Here is a 20,504-nt window from a genome sequence, read left to right as displayed (position 1 = left end):
ATCACTCTAGCCGGGCGGCGCGGATACGGCTGAGCTCGGCGGGCGCGAGCGGTTTCGCTACGCACCTACTCCCAGGTCGCGGCATCCGGATCGATGCCGTGGTGGCGCGCCGATTCGTCGATGCTCTGGCGGAACCACGCGGACAGGCCTTCGCCGATCCCGTTGTAGTACGCCGAGAACCCCGGGTCGGCCTCGAACATCCGGCCCAGGCAGACCTGCATCTGCCGCGTCAGGGGGAAGAAGTTCGAGAACAGCTCCCGGTGGCGTTCGACGAGCCCGTCGGCCTCCTCGCTCCCGGGCTCCACTTCTCGACTCACCGCGTCAGCGAGGTCGCGCTGGAGAGCAGACATGGCCTCGGAGAGCGCGCGCCACTGATCCGGAGAGCGGGACGCGGAGCGTTCGGCGAACTGTGCCCACTGTCTGGATCCTCCCCAGACGAAGCGCGCCGCGCGCGATTGCTGTGGATCCCATTCTTCGCCGAAGACCTCGCGCTGCTCGTCGTCGCTCATGAGGATGCCGCGCTCGTGCGCATCCGTCATGCGTTCGAGTCGTTCATCGAGCTTCTGCAGTTCGACGATCTTCTCAGCCAGCTGGGCCCGCTGCTCGCGCAGGGTGTCTCCGATCTCGGCAGTCGCGTCATCGAGCACCTCCCGAATCGCGTCCAAGGTGAGCCCGGCTTCGCGGTAGGCGACGACGCGACTGAGGCGTTCGAGGTCATCCCACGTGTACAGGCGGTACCCGGCAGAAGTGCGGCGGGACGGCGATGCAAGGCCGATCTCGTCCCAGTGGTGGAGAGTGCGCACGGTCAACCCGAGGAGGTCGGCGGCCACGCCGACCGTCGCATCCTCATCGATCTCGTTGTCGACCATCGATGTCATTCTGCTCCTCCCTCTACGTCATCCGGGCTGAGGATGCCGACGGATGCGAAATCGCGCCCCACGTCGCTGTCGGCGATGAACGGAGTCGCCGCCGTGAACGTGACATTCGCCCCTTCCGGGGTGACGACGGAGATATCGCGAGTTCTCCACGCCGTGTCGTACGGCCCGGTCACCGAATCCGGCGACAGGGCCCGGCACGAGGCGGCTACGGACTCGAGCTGGGAGAGGACGCACGAGACGAACACGTGCACGGTGGATGCCGACGGCGGAGCGGCATCTTCGGCGGGAACGAGCAGGACGTCCTGGAAGGCCCACCGTCGCAGATGCACTATCTGCCCGGGAACGCTGAAGAAGTCGACGAACCCGAGTCCGTTGACCCAGAACTCCGTCGACGCGTGAAGGTCTCTCGTCTGGATCTTCACGAACATCGGCATCGCGTAGATGCCGAGAAACGGGTCCGGAGCGACGGCGTCCGGGCCGTCGGGGACGGGGCTCATCTCGAATGCATTGAAATAGTCAGTCATGGGGGACAGCCTGGATCCTCACGTCGCGTGAGGGTCAACTTCGCGCGGTCCGGATGCGATCTTGGCCGGACTCGGCCGGCTCGGTTTGTATTAGTATCTGCGTATGAGTGCAGATACGCGGAGATGCGGATACACGCCGGACAGTTCCTTCGTCGAGCTGGCGGTGGAGGTGTTCGGGATGCTGGCGGATGCCACGCGAGTGCGGATCATCCTCGCGCTGCAGGATGCCGAGGAGCTCTCGGTCAACCACCTCGCCGACATCGTCGACAAGTCGCCCGCGGCCGTCTCTCAGCATCTCGCGAAGCTGCGTCTCGCGCGGATCGTCGCGACCAGGCAGGACGGGCAACGGGTCTTCTACCGGCTCGAGAACGAGCACGCCTCCGAGCTCGTCGCCTCTGCGATCTTCCAGGCCGAGCACTCCCTCGGCGGGACGCCGCGGCACCACCATCAGGATCGAGCAGGCGAATGACCGCGCAGCACGGGCACAGCCACGACCACGCGCACGACCACGCCCATGCCCATGCCCATGACCACGGTCACCAGCATCCGAGGGGTCTGAAGGGCTTTCTCCACGGGCTCTTCGTGCCGCATTCTCACGACGCCGCCGACTCCATCGACGACGCGATGGAGGCCAATTCTGCCGGCATCCGCGCGCTGAAGGTCAGCCTGGTGCTGATGCTGATCACCACGGCTCTGCAGGCGATCGTCGTCGCCTTCAGCGGATCCGTCGCGCTGCTCGCCGACACGATCCACAATCTGTCCGATGCACTCACCGCGGTGCCGCTCTGGATCGCCTTCGTGCTGGGGCGCCGCGCGGCATCCCGCCGCTACACCTTCGGCTTCGGGCGCGCCGAAGACCTCGCGGGACTCTTCATCGTGTTCGTCATCGCGCTGTCGGCGATCCTCGCCGCGTGGCAGTCCATCGACCGCATCCTGCATCCGCAACCGCTGGAGAACATCGGCTGGGTGATCGCCGCCGGCGTGATCGGGTTCCTAGGCAACGAGGCCGTCGCGGTCTACCGCATCCGCGTCGGCCGCCGCATCGGCTCGGCGGCTCTCGTCGCCGACGGCGTGCACGCGCGCACCGACGGCTTCACCTCGCTCGCCGTCGTGATCGGCGGCATCGGCGTGCTGGCAGGGCTCCCGCTGGCGGATCCCATCGTCGGACTGATCATCTCCGCTGCCATCCTCGTGTTGCTGATCGGTACCATCCGCAGTGTGGGGCGGCGGCTCCTCGACGGCATCGAGCCCGAGCTCGTCGACCGCGTGGAGCATGCGCTCGAGCATGTGGACGGGCTGGTCAGCATCGATCGCATTCGCCTGCGCTGGGTCGGTCACCGCCTGCAGGGTGATGCGCTCGTGACGGTCGATGGGCGGCATCCGGATGCCGTGGATGCCGCCGAACGCAGTGTGCGCGAGCATCTTCCGAACGTGGACGACTTCCTCGTCAGAGGGAGAGTCTCCGGGTTCTGAATCCGTCGCTCCGCGTCGCCGAGTGCTCGGGTGCTGATCGGGCGACAGGTCAGGCGCCCACCGCCGACACGATCTCCGTCCGGGCGTCCCGGCCGCTTCGCGTGGGCAGGAGGGGGAAGACGTGCAGGGCGCCGGCGCGCTCGATCAGCCGAACGTCCACGCCCGCCGCGCGCGCCCGGTCGACCACGATGCGGGCGTCGGGATTCAGGATGTCGTGAGTGCCGCTGAGGACGAGCATCGGCCCGAGCCCGTCGAACTGTCCGAAGAGCGGACTGACGACGGGATCCCGCGCATCGAGGTCTCCGGCCCACCGGCGTCCGAGCTCTCGCGCCCCACCGGGTGCGAGCCACGGGTCATCCGGCTGCACCTCCGGAATCGACGGGTTCGAGAACGTCAGATCGAGGGCCGGAGCGATCAGCACGGTGCGGACGGAGGGCACGCCCTGATCGCGGAGCGTCTGCGCTGCCGAGAGGGCGATCTGCCCGCCTGCGGAGTCGCCGATCAGCTGGACGTCGCCGTGCTCGTTCCTGAGCTCGTGGACGATCGCGAGGACCAGCTCTTGTGCGATCTGTGCGCTGCCGGAGGGAAGCAACGGGTACATGGGCACGGCCACCGCGACGTTCGCCTCGACGGCGAGCTGGGCCGTCAGCGACCAGTGCTGCGGGGCGATCCGGTGGATCCAGCCGCCTCCGTGCACGTAGACGACGGCTCCCGACGGTGTGCCCGCGGCGGGGGTCAGGACGTACACGGGCGCGCCGTGCACCCGCATCGCGTGGATGCGGACATCCGACCGCAGCCTGGGCGGACGGCGCCGGGCGGACCGCCGCTCGGCGTGCCGGACCGCGTGTCCGGCCGACTCGATGCTGACGAACGGCGCTCGCGCGCGGGTCGCCTTCAGATAGACCGGGATGACGGCCTCGGGGATGATCACACTCCGTATCCTGGCATCTCGTGCCGACGGTGTGATCGCCTGCCGGGTCGGGCACTGCCGCCAGTCGAGCCCTGAGATGAGCGAACTCGGCCGAAGCACCCCTGACCCGCCTCATCGAGGATGAGGGCGAACTCACCATGGCGTGAGCCGACCCGCATCCTCGAGGATGAGGGCCGACTCACACCGTGGTGAAACCGCCGTCGATCACATAATTGCTTCCCGTGATCATCGCGGCGTCATCGCCGGCCAGGAAGGCGATCAATGCGGCGACCTCTTCGGGCTGCGCGAAGCGCCCGACGGGGATCTCGGCCTTCGCCTTCTCGCCCTTCTCACCGGCCCAGGCGGCCTTTCCGAGAGGGGTCTCCACGACCGTAGGCGACACGGCGTTGACGGTGACGCCCCGGCGGGCCCACTCCAGCGACAGCACGTGGGTCAGGCCGACGACGGCCGCCTTGCTGGCGCAGTACGCGGCGTGCTGGTCGAGTCCGATCACGGCAGCCTGCGAGGCGAGGTTGATGATCCGCCCGTATCCGGCCTCGAGCATCACGCGCCCCGCGGCCTGGGCCATGTAGAAGGTGCCGCTGAGGTTCACATCCAGTGTCAGCTTCCACCTGTCCGGCGTCACGTCGACGGCGGGGTCCAGCAGCGCGAGCCCCGCGGAGTTGACAAGGATGTGCGGCACGCCGACGGTCTCGACGGTCTCGGTGATCGCGGTGCTCGCAGCGGACGGATCGGTCAGATCCGCCACGATGCTGTGGTGCCCGCGGCCCGGCAGATCATTCATGAGCTCGTGCACGCGATCGTTGAGGTCGAGCCCCACGATTCGGGCTCCTCGCTCGGCGAGGTGGTGCGCCACGGTATATCCGATGCCGCTCGCGGCGCCGGTGACGACCGCGATCTTGCCGGTGAATTCCTGATTCATCATCATTCCTCGTACGCGCGGATCGCGCGCACCTTCTCGTTGGACGGGCTCTGCGGGTCGAAGGTGTAGCCCAGCCACTCCCTGGCCAGGCGTCGCGCCAGTTCGATGCCGACCACGCGCTGACCGAAGCAGAGCACCTGTGCGTCGTTGGAGAGCACGCTCCGCTCGACCGAGTACGAGTCGTGGGCGGTGACGGCGCGAATGCCGGGAACCTTGTTCGCGGCGATCGCGACACCCAGCCCGGTGCCGCAGACGAGCAGGGCGCGATCGGCCTTGCCCTCGGCGACGAGCCGGGCCGCCTCGACCGCGACGTGCGGGTATGCGGTGTGTCCGTCGGCGGTGACGCCGACATCGACCACGGATGCCACCCTCGAATCGTTCTGGAGGTCGTTCTTGAGGATCTCCTTGTAGTCGAACCCGGCATCGTCCGAGCCGACGACGAGGCGAAGTGGAGTGTCGCTCATGGTGGTTCCTTCTTTCAGGGTGGGTGTTCGGTCAGTCGGCGACGGGCGTCAGCGCGCCCAGTGCCGTGACGATGAGGGACAGCGAGGTGGCGCCGGCATCCGGAGTCCCCACACTCTTCTCCGCGAGTGGGCGGGCGCGGCCCTTCTTGGGGCTCAGGCCCGCGGTGGCCTCGGCCGAGGCGACGGCGGATGCTGCTGCCGTACGCCATGCCGCGACGAGCGGATCCCCGGCGGCGATCCGCTCTGCGAGCGTGTCGCGGAACGGCAGGAGTGCGTCGACGAGCGTCTTGTCTCCCGGCTCGGCACGGCCGAGTTCGATGATGGCGTCCGTGAACGCCGCCACGGCGTCCGTCGCGCACGAGCCGTCGTACGCATCACGCGTGTCGGTCAGGGCCTCGCCGGCTGCCTCCAGCCCGGCACCCCAGAGCACGCCGGAGGTGCCGCCGGCGCCCGCAGCCCACGCGCGCCCCGCGGCGCGCAGCAGCCACGCGGGACCGGTGCCGTCGAGTGCATCGATGGTCGTGATGGCGGCATCCGCGCCCTTCACCATGCCGCGACCGTGGTCGCCGTCCCCGGCGACTGCGTCGATGCGCCCGAGCTCCTGCTCGTTCGCATGCACCGTGCGCTGCAGTTCGCGCAGGCCGGCCGCGATCAGGGTCGCGGCGGCGGTGCCGGCCGTCGACGGCTGCGGGGCAACAGCATCCTCCGAGGCCGCGGCGCCGAAGACAGCCGGACGCAGCTCGGCGACAGCCGCCGTGCTCTTGCGGTAGCCGGGGGCGTACGCGTCGGCATGCCAGGCGGACTCGAGTTCGTCGTCGAGCCACATCAAGGTCAGCGAGCATCCGCCCATGTCGAGGCTCGTGACGAGCTCGCCGACCTCCGGCTCGACGGGGGTGAGCCCCGCATCCGAGAGAAGGGGACGGATGTCGTTCCAGAGCAGGAAGAGTTCTTCGTACTTCGTCGTGCCCAGGCCGTTGACGATGACGGCGACGCGAGCGGCATCCGAGACCGGACGGGCCGCGAGGATGCCGTCGACGAGCAGGCGGGCGAGCTCGCGCGCGGGAATCAGCGGTGCGTCGCGGATGCCGGGTTCGCCGTGGATGCCGAGGCCGACGCCCATGTGCCGGTCCGGCACCGTGAACAGCGGCTCGAGTGCGCCCGGCATCGTGCATCCGGAGAAGGCGACCCCGAAGGTGCGCGTGGCCGTGTTGGCCGCGCGACCGATGCGCTCGACCTCGTCGATGTCCGCGCCGGCAGCCGCAGCTGCGCTGAGGGCCTTGAACACGGTGAAGTCACCGGCGATGCCGCGTCGCTGATCCTCGATCGGCGACGAGGCCACGTCATCGGTGACCAGCACGATGCGCGTGTCGATGCCCTCGCGACGCAGCCGCTCGGCGGCGATCCCGAAGTTCATCACGTCGCCGGCGTAGTTGCCGAAGGTCAGGATGACCCCTCGGCCCTGGTCGGCGGCCTTGGCGACCGAGTAGACCTGGGCGGCCGACGGCGAAGTGAAGATGTTGCCGACGACGGCGCCGGAGGCGAACCCCGGCCCGACGAGCCCGGCGAATGCCGGATAGTGGCCGGAGCCACCCCCTACGACGACAGCGACGATCGGGGCCGGGCCCCGGTGGCTGACGACGCCACCGGGGACGGCCTGGAGTCGGTCGGAGTGCAGGTCGACGAAGCCGGCGAGCTGATCCTCGGCGAACTCGGCGGGGTCGTTGTAGAGAGTGGTCATCGGTGCTCCTAGCGCTTCTGGCCCGGAAGGCCCTCGTAGGCGATGTCGCCGGACGTCAGGTTCTCGTCCACCAGGGCGGCGAGGCTCTTGAGGAACGACTCCCGGTCCGTGACGACGTTCTTCATGGCGTCCTCGACGTTGTCGGGGGTGATGGCCGGCATGACGTAGACGGGCTCGGTGTCGACCTTCTCGCCGCGGGCGATCTTCGCCGCGACGGCCAGCCCGGTCGCCAGCTCGACGGTGCCGTGCTGCAGCGAGGTGCCGATGAGCTCACCGTTCTTGACAGCATTCAGTCCGTCCTCGATGCCGTCGACGCCGACGACCTTCACATCGGTGAGGCCTGCCTCCCGCAGTGCCTGGATGGCGCCGAGCGCCATGTCGTCGTTCTGGGAGATCACGCCGTCGATGTCGGAGCCGAATGCCGAGATCCAGTTCTTCATCTTGTTCACGGCCTCATCGCGCTTCCAGTTCGCGGTGTCCTTCGCGAGGACCTTGAGGCCGGGGTTCTCGGCGAGCACGTTCTCGATGCCCTTGCCGCGATCCAGCTGCGGCGACGAGCCCAGCGGGCCCTCCAGCACGACCACGTTGCCCGTGCCGCTCAGCGCGTCAGCCATCTGGGTGGCCTCCTGCTCGCCGGCAGCCACGTCATCGGGCTGCACGCTGGCGTCGACCTCGACGCCTGTCAATGAGGTGTTCACCGCGACCACGGGGATGTTCGCGGCCTTCGCCGCGGCGACCTGCGGTGCGAGGGAGTCCGCCTGCACCGGCACGATGATGATGGCGTCGACACCTGCGCTGACGTACTGGTCGACCTGGTTCGCCTGGTTGGAGACGTCGCCGCCCGCCGAGTTCCACTGCAGGGTGATGTCGTTCGCCTTCGCGTACGCCTCCATCCCCTCCTTGCCCTGGGTGATGAACGACGACATGTCGTAGACGGTGACGCCCACGGTGATGCTGTCGGCGCCGCCGGCAGTCGGGTCTCCCGCGCCGCAGCCCGCGAGGGCGAGAACGGTGCTGGTCGCGATCGCCGCTGCGGCGATGGAGGTGCTGAGTCTTCTCTTCATGGTGTTGTCCTTCGACATTGAGGGGGTGGTGGAGGGGGAAGCTATTTGCGCCGCTTGGCAGCCCAGACGTCGACCGCGACGGCGGCGACGATGATGACGCCCTTGATGACGTTCTGCCAGTACGCGGGCACGAGGAGCAGATCGAGGCCGTTGTTGATCGTCTGGATCAGCAGCAGGCCGATGGCCGTGCCCCAGATCGTGCCACGCCCGCCCATCAGGCTGGCGCCGCCGATCACGACAGCCGCGATCGCGTCGAGCTCATAGCCCTGGCCGAGGTTGGGGGCTCCGGTGATCACACGGGAGGACAGCATCAGGCCCGACAGGCCCGCCAGCAGACCGCTGATCGCGTAGACGCTGAACAGGATGCTCTTCGAGCGCACGCCGGCGATCTCTGCGGCCAGGAGATTGCCGCCGACGGCATAGACGCGCAGGCCGTAGCTGGTGCGCTTCATGATGAAGGCGAATGCCAGGATCGCGGCGATCATCAGGATGACGGGGATGGTCAGCCCGAACACGGAGGTGTTCGCGTAGACGCCGTATGACGAAGGCAGTCCGTTGATCGGGGCGCCGCCGCCGATCACGTAGGCGATGCCTGATGCCAGGGTCAGCATGCCCAGAGTGGCGATGAATGGCGGTACGTTCATCCTGCTGACGACGAACCCGTTGATGGCTCCTGCGATGAGGCCGGTGGCAACCGCGGCGATCAGCGGCAGTGCGGGGTTGTCTCCGACGTTCTTCGCGGTCCAGGCGGCGGCCATGGCGCTCGCGGCGATGACACTGCCCACGGAGAGATCGATGCCGCCGGTCAGGATCACCAGCGTCTGCCCGAGGGCGATCAGTGCGAACGGCGCGGCGGCGATGAGAATGGTCAGCAGGTTGTCCGGCGTGGCGAACCGGGCGCTGCGATAGGCGAAGAACGCGACGATCAGCAGCATCACCACGATCATGATGTTCTGGATCAGGACATCCGTGATGCGAGCAGATGTGCTGCGCTTCGTCTGCGGGACTGCCGTGGTCACGCTCGTGGTCATGATGCGGTCTCCTCGTTTGTCTGGTCGGTGCCGGCTTCCTGTCCGGAGGCGAGCCGGAAGATCTTGTCCTGTGCGTCGGGTTCGCCGAGCTCGGCGCGGCTGAGGCGGCCGGCGACGCCGAATTCGCGCATGATCAGCACCCGATGAGCGAGCGAGAGGATCTCCGGCATGTCGCTGGATGCCATCACCACAGCCATGCCCTGGGAAGCGAGATCGACGATGATGCGGTAGATCTCGCTGCGGGCGCCGACGTCGACGCCGCGGGTGGGCTCATCGAGAAGCAGGGCGTCGACGGGGCCGGTGAGCCAGCGCCCCAGCACGACCTTCTGCTGGTTGCCGCCCGAGAGGTTCTCCATGTGCTGGCCGAGCCCATTGCTCTTCAGGCGCATCGAGGCCATGACCTCGCCGACCGCTGACTTGCGCTTGCGCTCGCTGAGCAGTCCGAACCGGGAGAAGGCGGCGATGCGGGGCAGGGTGGCGTTGTCGAGCACGCTCATCGGCAGCACGGCGCCCGCGCCCTTGCGGTCCTCCGGGACGATGGCCACGTGCTGTGCGATCGAGTGGCGGGGGCTCCCGGGGCGGATGGCCGTGCCCGAGACGGTCACGGTGCCGGAGACGGGGGTGCGGATGCCGTAGATGCACTCGATCAGCTCGGACCGTCCGGCGCCGACGAGCCCGGCCAGCCCGAGGATCTCACCGCGGCGGACGGTGAAGGAGACGGGGTCGGCATCCGGCGCGACGACGAGGTCCTCGACGGTGAGTACGACATCGTCACCGGGCTCGTTGAGATCGGGGAAGAGGCTCTCGAGTTCGCGACCGATCATCGCTGTGACGATTCCGTCGTCGGTGATGTCGGACAGTGCCGAGTCGGTGATGAGCCTGCCGTCTCGGAGGACGATGACCCGGTCGGCCATGGCCCGGATCTCCTCCATCTTGTGCGTCGTGAACAGCACCGCGACGCCCTGGTCCCGCAGATTGCGCACCACTTCGGTGAGGTGGGCGACCTCGCGCTCGGCGATGGCACTGGTCGGCTCGTCGAGCAGCAGCACCCGGGCGCCCCGGCTGGTCGCCTTGACGATCTCGATGATCTGCCTGACTCCGACGGCGAGGGTGCCCATCTGCAGGTGCGGGTCGAGGTCGAGGCCGAACGCCTTCAAGTCGTCGCTGGCCTTGTTGGCCATCGCCCGACGATTCAAGGTTCCGATCGCCGTGCGGATCTCCCGGCCGATGAAGAGGTTCTCGTAGACGGTGAGCTCGGGGATCGAGGCGAGCTCCTGCGGCACGATCGCGACACCGAGCGCCGACGCGGCCTTGGTGCTTCCCGCGGGCAGCTCCTGGCCGCGCACGTGCACATAGCCCGCATCGGGGCGGTACTGGCCGGAGGCGATCTTCATCAGAGTGGACTTGCCGGCACCGTTCTCGCCGGCCAACGCGGTCACCGTTCCCGGTTCGAGGCGCAGATCGACGCCCTTCAGGACGGGCACGCCTCCGAACGACATCTCGATGCCGCTGCACAGCAGCATCGCTGCTTCGGGATTCGCATCAGCCACAGGATGAGACACGCTCAGCTCCCTTGCTCCTTGTCGCGCAGATGTGCGACACAGAGACCATATGCGATGCATTCGCAATCTGCAAATAGGCGTGCTCATGTGAGCAAGACCCGGACGCGGGGATGTGATCCACCTCCTGGCCGTGGTCCGGAGCGGTCAGCCGATGCGGTCGACGGTCGCGGCGGAGTAGCGGTCGCGCACCCCGCGCACCCACGCGCGATCAGCCGAAGGGTTCACGGCGACAGAGGGCAGCGTCGGCCAGTCGGGCGACTCGCCCGTCAGCGCCCATGCCGCTTGGCGCGCCGCGCCGTAGGCGGCGTGTTCGCGGTGCCTCGGCCATTCCACTGCGCGTCCGATGAGGTCTGCGACCATCTGGCGGACGCAGGCTGACCGCGCACCGCCGCCGACCAAAAGGATCCGTCTGAGCGGCGTCCCCGAACGCGTGATGGTCTCGAACGCGTCCGCGATCGCGCATCCCAGTCCGAGCACTGTCGCTCTCGCGATGTCGGCGGGAGTCATCGATCTCCGGCTGAGCCCGATGAGCCTGCCGGACGACGCATCAGCCACCGGGTTGCGCTCGCCGTCCAGGTACGGGACGAGCAGTGCTCCGTTCGCATCGGGCGCACCGCTCCTGGCGAGTACGTCCAGCCGGTCCAGGCTGATGCCGAGCATGCGGGCGGTGGCCAGCAGAACCCGCGCGCCGTTGAGCATCACGACGATCGGGATGAATCCCGATCGCGGGTCGGCCATCGTGTCGATGACGCCGGCCGGATCGTCGATCGGATGCAGCGTGCGCATCGAGACGGTGATGCTCGTCCCGATCGAGATGACCACATCACCCGGAGCGGTGTCGAGGGCGAGGTGGGTCGCACCGTTGTCGCCGCAGCCCGACGCGACGAGCGTGCCTGAAGAGGTCTGCCCGGCGATGCCGGACAGTGGCAGCACGGCGGGAGTTCGCGTCGCGTGGCCCAGTGCACGCGTGAGCAGGTCGACGCGGAACTGTTCCGTGTGTGGTGACCAGTAGCCTGTGGCGGAGGCATCCGATCGGTCAGTGACGGGGTCGCCCTGCCTGCCCAGCACGTGCCAGGTGAGCCAGTCATGGGGGAGGAGCACTGAGGCGATGCGGGCGGCGTTCTCGGGCTCGTGCTCCGCGACCCAGCGCAGTTTGCTCACCGCGTGGGCGCTGTCGGGAAGAAGGCCGGTGGCCTCCAGCCAGACGGCATCGCCGAGTTCTTCGCGCAGTCGCCGCGCGGACTCCGCGGCGCGAAGGTCGTTCCAGAGCAGTGCCGGGCGCACCGATTCGCCGTCCTCGTCGAGGAAGATCGTGGTGTGCTGCTGCGCGGCGATGCTCATCGCGGCGGCTCCGTGAGGTTCCGCACTGCCCGAACCGTGCAGGGCGGACCACCAGTGGGTCGGGTCGAGCTCCGTGCCGTCGGGATGCGGGAGCGCGCTCGAGTGGACCAGCACGCCGCGGGCGAGGTCGAGCACGACGAGCTTGGTCTGCTGCGTGGAGGAGTCGACTCCCGCTACGAGGGTCGGCGTCATCGTCATCCGGCCAGCAGCCGCGCCGCGGTGAACGCGTCGGTGATCAGCCCGGTGAGAAGACCGGAGGAGAGCGAGGCGCGGATGGCGCGCGTCTTCGACGAGCCGCCCGCCACGGCGACGCGGGAGGGGATCGCGCGGAGCTGAGTCTCGGTCACGGCGATGCAGCGGTCGTCGAGGTCGTGGATCACCTCGCCCGTGTCGGTGATCACCGTAGACGCGATCTCCGCGACCGCGCCGAGCCCCAGGAGTCTCCGACGATCTTCGTCATCGATCGCGGGATTCATCATCATGAGCGAGTTCGGCGGCGTCCACGATCCGATGGCGCAGAGTGCGACCGTCACCTCGTCGAACATCTCGACCGCCGCGCGGATCCCGGGCTGGCGGAGGGTGCCTCGGGCGGTCTGCGCATCGCTCATGACCAGCGAGGCATAGATGGGCCAGGGCTGAACGCCCGGGAAGCTGGCCAGGCGGCGGATCACTTCAAGACCGCTCTCCTGGATCGGTCCCGCGACTCCGGCGAGCTGCACGACAGCACGACAGGGAACCTCGTGCAGCTGCCGTGCCATCACGTTGAGGGTGCGTCCGGAGGTGAGCCCGAGGACGCCATCATGATCGATGAGCTCGTGCAGAATCCCTGCCGCAGCCGCACCCAGGGCGGACTGCGCGGCTTCGTCGGTGTCCACCGGCAGCTCGACCGCCACAGCGTGCTCCAAGCCGTAGCGCCGCTTCAGTCGCATCGACAGGTCGAGGTCGATGCCGGGGGTGCTGACGATCTCGAACCGGATGATGCCGCGCTCGCGCGCTTCGTCGAGCATGCGTCCGATCTTGAAGCGGCTCAGACCGGTCTCGCTGGAGATCTCCACCCGCGACTTGCCGTTGACGTAGTGCTCGCGGGCCACATGGGCGAGCTGAATGTTCGAGAGCGGTCCGGCGCCGGGCATCGCGTCTCCTTCGACTGTGCGTGGTGAGATCAGCTTCGCTCAGAATAGCGCGTTCCTGCACGGCTGAGCGTGCCGAGTGCATGCGGTGTTCAACATGCGCCATGCGCCTCTAAAAAAGAAAAGACTTGCATTTAGAAGCCGATCGGGTGTCTCATAGAGGGAGAGGCACGGGAGGTCGGCCATGACGATGCCAGCACTGGACGAGAGCGATGAACGAGACGCGCGGGGCGGCGCGCCCCGGCGGGTGCGGATCGAGGCCGCGCCGCGGCCGATCGATCTGGTCGCGGCGGAGCACGCCGCACGGCTGTTCCTGAAGGCGCTCGGCATCGATCCGGATGCCGTGGATGCGCCGGATCTCGCCCGCACACCGCATCGATTCGCCAAGGCGTACGCCGAACTGATGTCGCCCGAGCCGTTCGACTTCACCACCTTCGCCAACAACGAGGGCTACGACGAGCTCGTGCTGATCCGCGACATCCCGGTGCAGTCGCTCTGCGAGCATCACCTGCTGCCGTTCACCGGCGTCGCGCACGTCGCATACCTGCCCGCCGACCGTGTCGTGGGGCTGTCGAAGATCCCGCGGATGGTCGATCACTACGCGCGCAGGCCTCAGACGCAGGAGCGGCTGACCGTGCAGATCGCCGACGCGCTCGCCGCACGCCTGCAGCCCCGCGGCATCGGCGTGGTCGTCGAGGCGACGCACACCTGCATGACCCTGCGCGGCGCCCGCGCCACCGGTGCGAAGACCTCCACGTCCGCCGTGCGCGGTCTGCTGCGCGAGGATGCGCGCTCGCGCGCCGAGTTCTTCGCGCTCGCCGCAGACCGCACGCGCTGAGCACGTGCCGCCCGAGCATCAGCATCCACCCGTCAGAACCATCGGAAGGAACGCCATGACCATCGCGATCGTCGGAGGAGGCCTCGCGGCCGCCACCGCAGCCACGGAACTGCGTGACAGGGGCTACGACGGGGATGTCGTGATCTACTCTGCCGAAGACCACCTGCCCTACGAGCGGCCGCCGCTGTCGAAGGAGGTGCTGCTGGGTAGCAAGCAGGTCGAAGAGGCGCAGGTGCACGACGAGGCCTGGTACACCGACAACAGAGTGCGCCTGGAGCGCGGCGTGAAGGTCGTGTCCATCGATCCGGCCGCGCACACCCTGCGCGCCGAGCCCGTCGCCGGCGGCGAGAGCACCGAGCACGGATACGACAAGCTGCTGCTGGCCACCGGCGCCGTGCCGCGTCACTTCGACGTCGCCGATCGCGTCTCCGACCCGCTGTACCTGCGCACCGTCGAGGACAACGCCCGGCTGCTCGCCGCGCTCAAGCCGGGCGCGAAGATCATCATCGTCGGAGCCGGATGGATCGGTCTGGAGGTGGCATCGGCGGCACGGCAGAAGGATGCCGAGGTCACCGTCTACGAAGTCGCAGACCTGCCGCTGGTCGCCGTCCTCGGGCCGGAGGTGGCCCAGCTGTTCGCCGACCTGCACCGTGCGCACGGCGTGGACCTGCGCCTGGGCACTCCCGTCACAGAGGAGGCGATGGCCGCCGCGGACTTCGTGGTGGTCGGCATCGGCGCGATTCCGGCGACGGAGCTGGCCGAGCAGGCCGGACTCGATGTGGATCACGGCGTGCTGGTGGACGAGACGCTGCGCACCTCCGACCCCGACATCTACGCGATCGGCGATGTGGCCTCGCAGCAGCATCCGGTTCTCGGCCGCCGCATCCGCGTCGAGCACTGGGACACCGCGATCGAGCAGGGCAAGGTCGCCGCACACAACCTCGCCGGTGCCTCGGAGCCCTACACGCATCTGCCCTACTTCTTCACCGACCAGTACGACCTCGGCATGGAGTACTTCGGCAGCGTCGGCCCCGACGGATACGATCGGGTGGACATCGAGGGCGACACCGACGTCGTGAACGGCGGAGCCTTCCGCGCCTACTGGGTCAAGGACGGCACCGTGCGTGCAGCGATGCACACGAACGACTGGGACGCCTCGGATGCCGTGCGAGACAGTGTCGGCACGACTCGGTGACGGGTGACGCAGTGACTGAAGGGCTGATCGAGTGACAGGACTGATCGAGTGAGGGAGACCCGGATGCTGCGCCGCATCGGCACGCGCGACTTCGACTTCTCGCGCCAGGTCGCCGTGATGGCCGTGATCAACCGCACTCCCGACTCGTTCTACGACAAGGGTGCGACGTTCGCGCTCGATCGGGCAGTGGAGAGCGCGCTGCGCGCGGGTGATCAGGGCGCTGACTGGGTCGACATCGGCGGGGTGCCCTTCGGACGCGGCCCGGTGGTGACCACGGCCGAAGAGATCGACCGCGTGGTTCCGGTGGTGGCCGCCATCACGGCGGCGACGCCGGAGCTGGTGATCTCGGTCGACACGAACAACGCCGACGTCGCCGAGCAGGCGATTGCCGCCGGTGCCGCCGTGATCAACGACACCAGCGGTCTTGGCGACCCGCGCATGGCCGACGTGCTCGCCGCCAGCGAGGCGCACGTCGTGATCACGCACAGTGTGGGGCCGCCGCGTGCTGAGAAGCCCGCCGCGCACTTCGATGACGTCGTCGGCGAGGTGCGCGCGTTCCTCGTCGATCGGGTCGCCCGCGCCGAGGCGGCCGGTGTTCCTCGCGAGCGGTTGATCATCGACCCGGGGCACGACCTCGACAAGAACACGTTGCACACGCTGGAGATCACCCGTCGGCTCGACGAGATCGCCTCCATCGGGCTGCCGCTGCTGGTCGCCGTGTCGAACAAGGACTTCGTCGGCGAGTCGATCGACCGCCCTCAGGGGGAGCGGCTGTCCGGGTCGCTGGCGGCGATGACGGCCTGCATCCTCAGCGGCGCCCGGATCGTGCGCATGCACGACATCCCGGAGACCGTCGACGCCGTGCGCATGATCGAGGCGATCCAGGGCTGGCGGGATCCCGTCCGACTCGAGCACAACACCCACCCGAGCCGCAATGTCTGACGCCGCCATCGACAGGGTCTGGCCCGACCCGGCATCCGATCTCGACGATGCCGCACTGCTGAAGGGCATCGCCTTCCCTGCCGGTCGCACCTGGCTGCGGATGAACTTCGTCGCCAGTCTCGACGGAGCGGCCACGCGCGCCGGCCGCTCCGGCGGACTGGGCGATGCCGCCGACCGGCGCCTGTTCGACCTGCTGCGCTGGGAGGCCGACGTGATCCTGCTCGGCGCGGGCACCGCGCGCATCGAGGGATACGGCGGGATGCGACTGTCGGACGAGGCGGTGGCATGGCGCACGGATGCCGGGCTCGTCCCGCAGCCCGCGTTCGCGCTGGTCAGCCGCAGTCTGGATCTCGACCCGGGGGCGCCGATCTTCACGGATGCACCGGTGCGGCCGATCGTCTACACCGTGTCATCCGCTCCCGCTCATCGCCGGGCGGAGCTCGCTGACGTCGCCGACGTGGTGGATGCCGGTGATGAGGATGCCGACGGGATGCGGATCCGTCAGGATCTCGCCGGCCGCGGCCTGTACCGCATCCATTCCGAGGGCGGGCCGCACCTGTTCGGTGCGATGCTTGCCGTCGGTGCGGTCGACGCACTGCACCTCACTCTGGCGCCGTCACTGGAGGTGGGGTCGGCAGGACGCATCGCCCGTGGAGTCGAGGCGCCGGTCGGCGCGAAGCTGGCATCCGTCCTCCGCGCCGGCGACGAGCTGCTGCTGCACTACCGTCTCGACTGATCGTCGGCGGGCTCGTGCCCGGCTCGGGTGCTCGTCAGCTTTGCGTGAATCTTGCCGGAATGTCGCGACTGGAGTGGAGGACGCGATGCACTCGAACCACGTCGGCATCATCGGTGTAGAACACGATGTAGGGGTACGTCTGCAGCGCCAGTGCCCGCAACTCGGGTATCCCCAGCTCGGCTGCGAAACCTGACGAGCCGACAGACGGATGCCGACACATCAGTGCTTTGGCGCTTTCCAGAGCGTCCACGAAGCTGAGCGCGGCGTCCATCGCCCCCTGCTCGAGATAGTAGGAGACCGCGTGCTCGATATCCTCGTCGGCCCGTCTGGTGGTGACGGCGCGCCGAGCCGTCACGCGTCACCGCGAATGCGGTCGCGCAGCCTCTCGAAATACGCGTCGTCCAGTACAGAACCCGATCCGGACGTCATGCCCTCGGCGATCAGCGCATGCAATCGAGAACGATCCTGCTCACGACGGATGAGGTCTCGCACGAACTCGCTGCTCGTGCCGAAACCCCGCTCGGTCACCTGCTCCTCGACGAACTCCTTCAAGCCGTCAGGAAGGGATACGTTCATGGTCGCCATACCAAGATTCTAGGCGCGATGGCAAAGATTGTCATCGGCAGGCGTGTGCGACATCAAGGCCGATGTCTGTGCCGGCGAGTAGCCTCGCACCATGACCTTCCGCGGCGCGATCTCGACTCCGGTCGGTCTTGTCCAGGTCGAGAGCGACGGTGCGGCGATCACGCGGGTGTTCTGGCCGCACGGGCCGGAGAACGCGGATGCCGGTGCCCCCGACGCCCTCGTGCAGGAGGCACTGTCGCAGCTGGATGCGTATTTCGCCGGCCGTCTGGCGGCCTTCGACGTGCCGTTCGATCTCGGCAGGCAGACCGATGCGACGCGTGCTGTGCTCACCGCCCTGTACGAGTCAGTCGCCTTCGGAGAGTCCGTCACCTACGGTGAGCTCGCCGCGCGCAGCGGAACCGACGTGCCGGCGCGGGGGATCGGCGCGATCATGGGTGCCAACCCGGTCCCGATCATCGTGCCGTGCCACCGGGTCGTGTCCAGCGATGGACTCGGCGGCTATTCCGGCGGCGCGAAGGGCGAGGGGCTCATCACCAAACGCTGGTTGCTCGAGCACGAGGGAGCCCTGCCGACCGCCCTGTTCTGAGAGCGCCGCTCTCTCACACGATCGGATGCTCGCGTCATCCGTCTCCCGCTCATCGCGCATCCTGCGAGAATGGAAGTCCGAGCGGTCGACCCGAGGAGTTCTCTTGCCCAGGACCGATGTGCGCTACATCTCCACGCGCGGCGGCATGCAGCCGCAGCCGTTCAGCGAGACCCTGCTGGAGGGCTTGGCACCCGACGGCGGCCTGGCCGTTCCCGAGGCTCTGCCGCAGGTCGGGACCGAGACGCTCGAGCGCTGGCGGGCGCTGACCTACCCGCAGCTCGCCGCCGAGGTGCTGGGGCTGTTCGCCACAGACATCTCCCGCGAGGAGCTCGCGCGGATGACGGATGCCGCCTACGCCGACTTTCCCGATGCGGTCGTGCCGCTGCGCTCGATCGGCGGAGGGATCACGCTCGTCGGGCTCTCGGAGGGGCCGACGCTGGCCTTCAAGGACATGGCGATGCAGTTCCTCGGCCAGGTGATCGAGGACGTGCTGGAGAAGAAGGACCGCGTGCTGAACATCGTGGGCGCGACCTCCGGTGACACCGGATCCGCCGCCGAGCACGCGTTGCGCGGAAAGGACCGGGTCTCGGTGTTCATGCTCTCGCCGCAGGGTCGGATGAGCCCGTTCCAGCGCGCGCAGATGTTCTCGCTCGATGACGCGAACGTGCACAACATCGCCGTCGAGGGCGTGTTCGACGACTGCCAGAACCTGGTCAAGAAGCTCTCCGGCGATCTCGACTTCAAGCACGCTCAGAACCTCGGCGCCGTGAACTCGATCAATCTCGGCCGCATCGCCGCGCAGGTCGTCTACTACTTCTGGGCCTGGATGCGGGTCACGGATGCCGTGGAGCCGGAGTTCCGCACCGGCTTCGAGGTGTCGTTCACGGTGCCCTCCGGCAACTTCGGCAACATCCTCTCGGGCTTCTTCGCGAAGAACATGGGCGTGCCGATCCGGCGCCTCGTCCTCGCCGCGAACGAGAACAACGTGCTCGACGAGTTCTTCCGCACCGGCATCTACCGGCCGCGCTCCGCCGCCGACACGCACGCCACGTCGAGCCCGTCGATGGACATCTCGAAGGCGTCGAACCTGGAGCGGTTCATCTTCGACCTGGTCGGACGCTCACCGGAGCGTGTCGTGGCGGCGTGGCGCGACCTCGACCAGCAGGGCTTCTTCGACTTCTCCGCCGAGCAGCCGCGTTTCGAGAGCGAGTTCGGCATCGTCAGCGGCACCTCCACGCACGCCGACCGGCTGGCCACGATCCGCTCGGTCTACGAGGGCTCGGGCGAGATCATCGACCCGCACACCGCAGACGGCGTGAAGGTCGCCCGCGAGCACGTCGAGCAGGACGTGCCGATGCTGGTGCTCGAGACGGCCAAGCCGCAGAAGTTCGCCGAGACCATCACCGAGGCGATCGGGGTGGACCTGGAGTTCTCGCCGGAACTGCGACGGATGCTGGATGCTCCGCAGCACGTCACCGAGATGGCGGACGACGAGCAGGCGCTGCGCGCCTTCATCGAGCAGCACGCGCTGCGCTGAGCCGCCTCAGGGCATGCGGACCGCCGCCGCCCGCGGGTGCAGCAGGCCGGAGATGCCGCCGAGCGCGGCGCCGACCAGGGTGTCGACGACACGCTCCATCGCCACGCCCAGGTCGCCGATGCTGCCTGTGGCGGCGCCGACCAGCAGCAGCACCAGCGGAGTGATCATGGTCAACGCCAGCGCATAATGCCGCGCCACGACGATCTCGATCAGGAACTGCAGCGCGCCCAGCAGGAGGGCGAGCAGAATCCCCGACGGATGCAGCAGCGACAGCAGCACGTACACGCCGGCGCCGACGATCGTCCCCAGCATCCGGTGCATGGCCCGTTGCATGGCGACGCGCCGGTCCGCAGTGAGGCCGATCACCGCGATCGCCGCCCCGGCGATCCAGTACGCGCGATCCGTATCCAGGAAGATCCCGATCAGCACGCCCAGCGCCGCGACGATCGCCACACGCAGCACCAGCATCCTGGAATCCGCACCCCACGCCGGGCCGGGCATCAGCTCTCGGATCGGTCGTGCGGTCACGGCGCGATCCGCGGCGCGCACGAGAGGCGCCAGCGTCACGAGATAGGCGAACACGCACCCTGCCACGAAAGCCAGCACGTACGTGGACGGGGCGATCGGAGCCGCGCGCATCACCGTCGCAGAGAGCCCGAAGGTGATCATGAAGAACAGCGGACCGGGCACTCCGATCCGGTAGCCGAAGCACAGTCCCGCAGCCACGATCGCGACGACCACGATGCCGACGTTGACGAGCAGGGGCGAGTGCGCCACGGCGACGCCGAGCACCCCGCTGACGATCAGGCCGGCGGTGATGAACAGGAGCACGCGCGCCCGCTCGACAACGGGGAAAGCGCGGCCGAACAGGGCGACGAACGCACCGGAGCCGGCGATGTAGCCGAGCTGCGGGTTCCCGAGGATCGTCATCAGGACGATCGGCACGGTCATGCTGACGCCGGCCTGGAGGCCGATCTGCCAGGCAGGACCACGGGGCGGCGCGAAGGCGAACAGACTCACCGGTCCA

General features: G+C 68.3%; 23 protein-coding genes. 8 read left to right on the top strand and 15 right to left on the bottom strand.

What is annotated here, in order from left to right; genetic code table 11:
- Positions 1-65 precede the first annotated feature (65 nt).
- A complete protein-coding gene (locus QF046_RS08065) occupies positions 66-869 on the bottom strand; it encodes a MerR family transcriptional regulator (protein ID WP_307368186.1) in 804 nt (267 codons plus the stop codon).
- Positions 870-874: 5 nt separating this feature from the next.
- Complete coding sequence (locus tag QF046_RS08060; RefSeq protein ID WP_307368182.1) at positions 875-1,402, bottom strand: VOC family protein; 528 nt, start codon at positions 1,400-1,402, stop codon at positions 875-877.
- 103 nt (positions 1,403-1,505) lie between these two features.
- On the opposite strand from QF046_RS08060, the gene QF046_RS08055 reads away from it, so the two are divergent.
- Positions 1,506-1,871: a metalloregulator ArsR/SmtB family transcription factor gene (locus QF046_RS08055; RefSeq protein WP_307368179.1), complete on the top strand. Its 366-nt coding sequence runs from the start codon at positions 1,506-1,508 to the stop codon at positions 1,869-1,871.
- On the opposite strand, the gene QF046_RS08050 is transcribed toward QF046_RS08055, so the two are convergent.
- Entirely contained in the window at positions 1,850-1,975 is a 126-nt protein-coding gene (locus QF046_RS08050) for a hypothetical protein (RefSeq protein ID WP_307368176.1), read from the bottom strand. The genes QF046_RS08055 and QF046_RS08050 overlap by 22 nt on opposite strands.
- A gap of 9 nt (positions 1,976-1,984) precedes the next feature.
- Here QF046_RS08050 and QF046_RS08045 point away from each other — a divergent pair, with 9 nt between their 5' ends.
- Positions 1,985-2,875, top strand: a complete 891-nt coding sequence (locus QF046_RS08045; protein ID WP_307368173.1) for a cation diffusion facilitator family transporter — start codon at positions 1,985-1,987, stop codon at positions 2,873-2,875.
- Positions 2,876-2,924: 49 nt separating this feature from the next.
- Here QF046_RS08045 and QF046_RS08040 read toward each other — a convergent pair whose 3' ends face one another.
- From QF046_RS08040 to QF046_RS08000, 9 genes are all read right to left on the bottom strand, one after another.
- Positions 2,925-3,806, bottom strand: a complete 882-nt coding sequence (locus QF046_RS08040; RefSeq protein WP_307368170.1) for an alpha/beta hydrolase fold domain-containing protein — start codon at positions 3,804-3,806, stop codon at positions 2,925-2,927.
- A gap of 178 nt (positions 3,807-3,984) precedes the next feature.
- Complete coding sequence (locus QF046_RS08035; RefSeq protein ID WP_307368167.1) at positions 3,985-4,731, bottom strand: GolD/DthD family dehydrogenase; 747 nt, start codon at positions 4,729-4,731, stop codon at positions 3,985-3,987.
- Positions 4,731-5,192 (bottom strand): ribose-5-phosphate isomerase, encoded by a 462-nt coding sequence (locus QF046_RS08030; RefSeq protein WP_307368164.1) that lies wholly within the window; start codon positions 5,190-5,192, stop codon positions 4,731-4,733. Before QF046_RS08030 ends, QF046_RS08035 begins: the two co-directional genes overlap by 1 nt.
- Before the next feature lie 31 nt (positions 5,193-5,223).
- Complete coding sequence (locus QF046_RS08025) at positions 5,224-6,930, bottom strand: dihydroxyacetone kinase family protein (protein WP_307368161.1); 1,707 nt, start codon at positions 6,928-6,930, stop codon at positions 5,224-5,226.
- An 8-nt stretch (positions 6,931-6,938) separates the two neighbouring features.
- Positions 6,939-7,994 (bottom strand): substrate-binding domain-containing protein, encoded by a 1,056-nt coding sequence (locus QF046_RS08020; RefSeq protein ID WP_307368158.1) that lies wholly within the window; start codon positions 7,992-7,994, stop codon positions 6,939-6,941.
- 41 nt (positions 7,995-8,035) lie between these two features.
- Complete coding sequence (locus QF046_RS08015) at positions 8,036-9,025, bottom strand: ABC transporter permease (protein WP_307368155.1); 990 nt, start codon at positions 9,023-9,025, stop codon at positions 8,036-8,038.
- A complete protein-coding gene (locus tag QF046_RS08010; protein ID WP_307368153.1) occupies positions 9,022-10,587 on the bottom strand; it encodes a sugar ABC transporter ATP-binding protein in 1,566 nt (521 codons plus the stop codon). Before QF046_RS08010 ends, QF046_RS08015 begins: the two co-directional genes overlap by 4 nt.
- A gap of 144 nt (positions 10,588-10,731) precedes the next feature.
- Complete coding sequence (locus QF046_RS08005; RefSeq protein ID WP_307368150.1) at positions 10,732-12,126, bottom strand: FGGY-family carbohydrate kinase; 1,395 nt, start codon at positions 12,124-12,126, stop codon at positions 10,732-10,734.
- Positions 12,123-13,061: a sugar-binding transcriptional regulator gene (locus QF046_RS08000; protein ID WP_307368146.1), complete on the bottom strand. Its 939-nt coding sequence runs from the start codon at positions 13,059-13,061 to the stop codon at positions 12,123-12,125. Before QF046_RS08000 ends, QF046_RS08005 begins: the two co-directional genes overlap by 4 nt.
- Before the next feature lie 187 nt (positions 13,062-13,248).
- On the opposite strand from QF046_RS08000, the gene folE reads away from it, so the two are divergent.
- From folE to QF046_RS07980, 4 genes are all read left to right on the top strand, one after another.
- Positions 13,249-13,896, top strand: coding sequence for a GTP cyclohydrolase I FolE (folE, locus tag QF046_RS07995; protein WP_307372783.1), 648 nt, complete (start codon positions 13,249-13,251; stop codon positions 13,894-13,896).
- A gap of 55 nt (positions 13,897-13,951) precedes the next feature.
- A complete protein-coding gene (locus tag QF046_RS07990) occupies positions 13,952-15,091 on the top strand; it encodes an NAD(P)/FAD-dependent oxidoreductase (protein ID WP_307368143.1) in 1,140 nt (379 codons plus the stop codon).
- Positions 15,092-15,154: 63 nt separating this feature from the next.
- The gene (gene folP, locus QF046_RS07985) at positions 15,155-16,033 is read left to right on the top strand and encodes a dihydropteroate synthase (RefSeq protein ID WP_307368141.1); all 879 of its coding nucleotides are present in this window, start codon (positions 15,155-15,157) and stop codon (positions 16,031-16,033) included.
- Positions 16,026-16,769 (top strand): pyrimidine reductase family protein, encoded by a 744-nt coding sequence (locus QF046_RS07980; protein WP_307368138.1) that lies wholly within the window; start codon positions 16,026-16,028, stop codon positions 16,767-16,769. Before folP ends, QF046_RS07980 begins: the two co-directional genes overlap by 8 nt.
- 34 nt (positions 16,770-16,803) lie before the next feature.
- Here QF046_RS07980 and QF046_RS07975 read toward each other — a convergent pair whose 3' ends face one another.
- Together QF046_RS07975 and QF046_RS07970 are read right to left on the bottom strand one after the other, a co-directional pair.
- Complete coding sequence (locus tag QF046_RS07975) at positions 16,804-17,124, bottom strand: type II toxin-antitoxin system RelE/ParE family toxin (protein ID WP_307368134.1); 321 nt, start codon at positions 17,122-17,124, stop codon at positions 16,804-16,806.
- A complete protein-coding gene (locus QF046_RS07970) occupies positions 17,121-17,354 on the bottom strand; it encodes a type II toxin-antitoxin system ParD family antitoxin (RefSeq protein WP_307368131.1) in 234 nt (77 codons plus the stop codon). Before QF046_RS07970 ends, QF046_RS07975 begins: the two co-directional genes overlap by 4 nt.
- 91 nt (positions 17,355-17,445) lie before the next feature.
- Here QF046_RS07970 and QF046_RS07965 point away from each other — a divergent pair, with 91 nt between their 5' ends.
- Both QF046_RS07965 and thrC read left to right on the top strand, forming a co-directional pair.
- On the top strand, positions 17,446-17,940 hold the full coding sequence (locus QF046_RS07965; RefSeq protein WP_307368128.1) for a methylated-DNA--[protein]-cysteine S-methyltransferase: 495 nt from the start codon (positions 17,446-17,448) through the stop codon (positions 17,938-17,940).
- A 118-nt stretch (positions 17,941-18,058) separates the two neighbouring features.
- Positions 18,059-19,477 carry a threonine synthase gene (gene thrC, locus QF046_RS07960; RefSeq protein ID WP_307372781.1) on the top strand — a complete coding sequence of 473 codons (1,419 nt, stop codon included), beginning with the start codon at positions 18,059-18,061 and terminating at the stop codon, positions 19,475-19,477.
- A 6-nt stretch (positions 19,478-19,483) separates the two neighbouring features.
- Here thrC and QF046_RS07955 read toward each other — a convergent pair whose 3' ends face one another.
- Entirely contained in the window at positions 19,484-20,497 is a 1,014-nt protein-coding gene (locus QF046_RS07955; protein WP_307368125.1) for an FUSC family protein, read from the bottom strand.
- Between the last annotated feature and the right edge of the window lie 7 nt (positions 20,498-20,504).

It is taken from the genome of Microbacterium sp. W4I4 (assembly GCF_030816235.1).
GTDB lineage: Bacteria > Actinomycetota > Actinomycetes > Actinomycetales > Microbacteriaceae > Microbacterium.
This window is presented reverse-complemented; position numbering and strand designations above follow the sequence as displayed.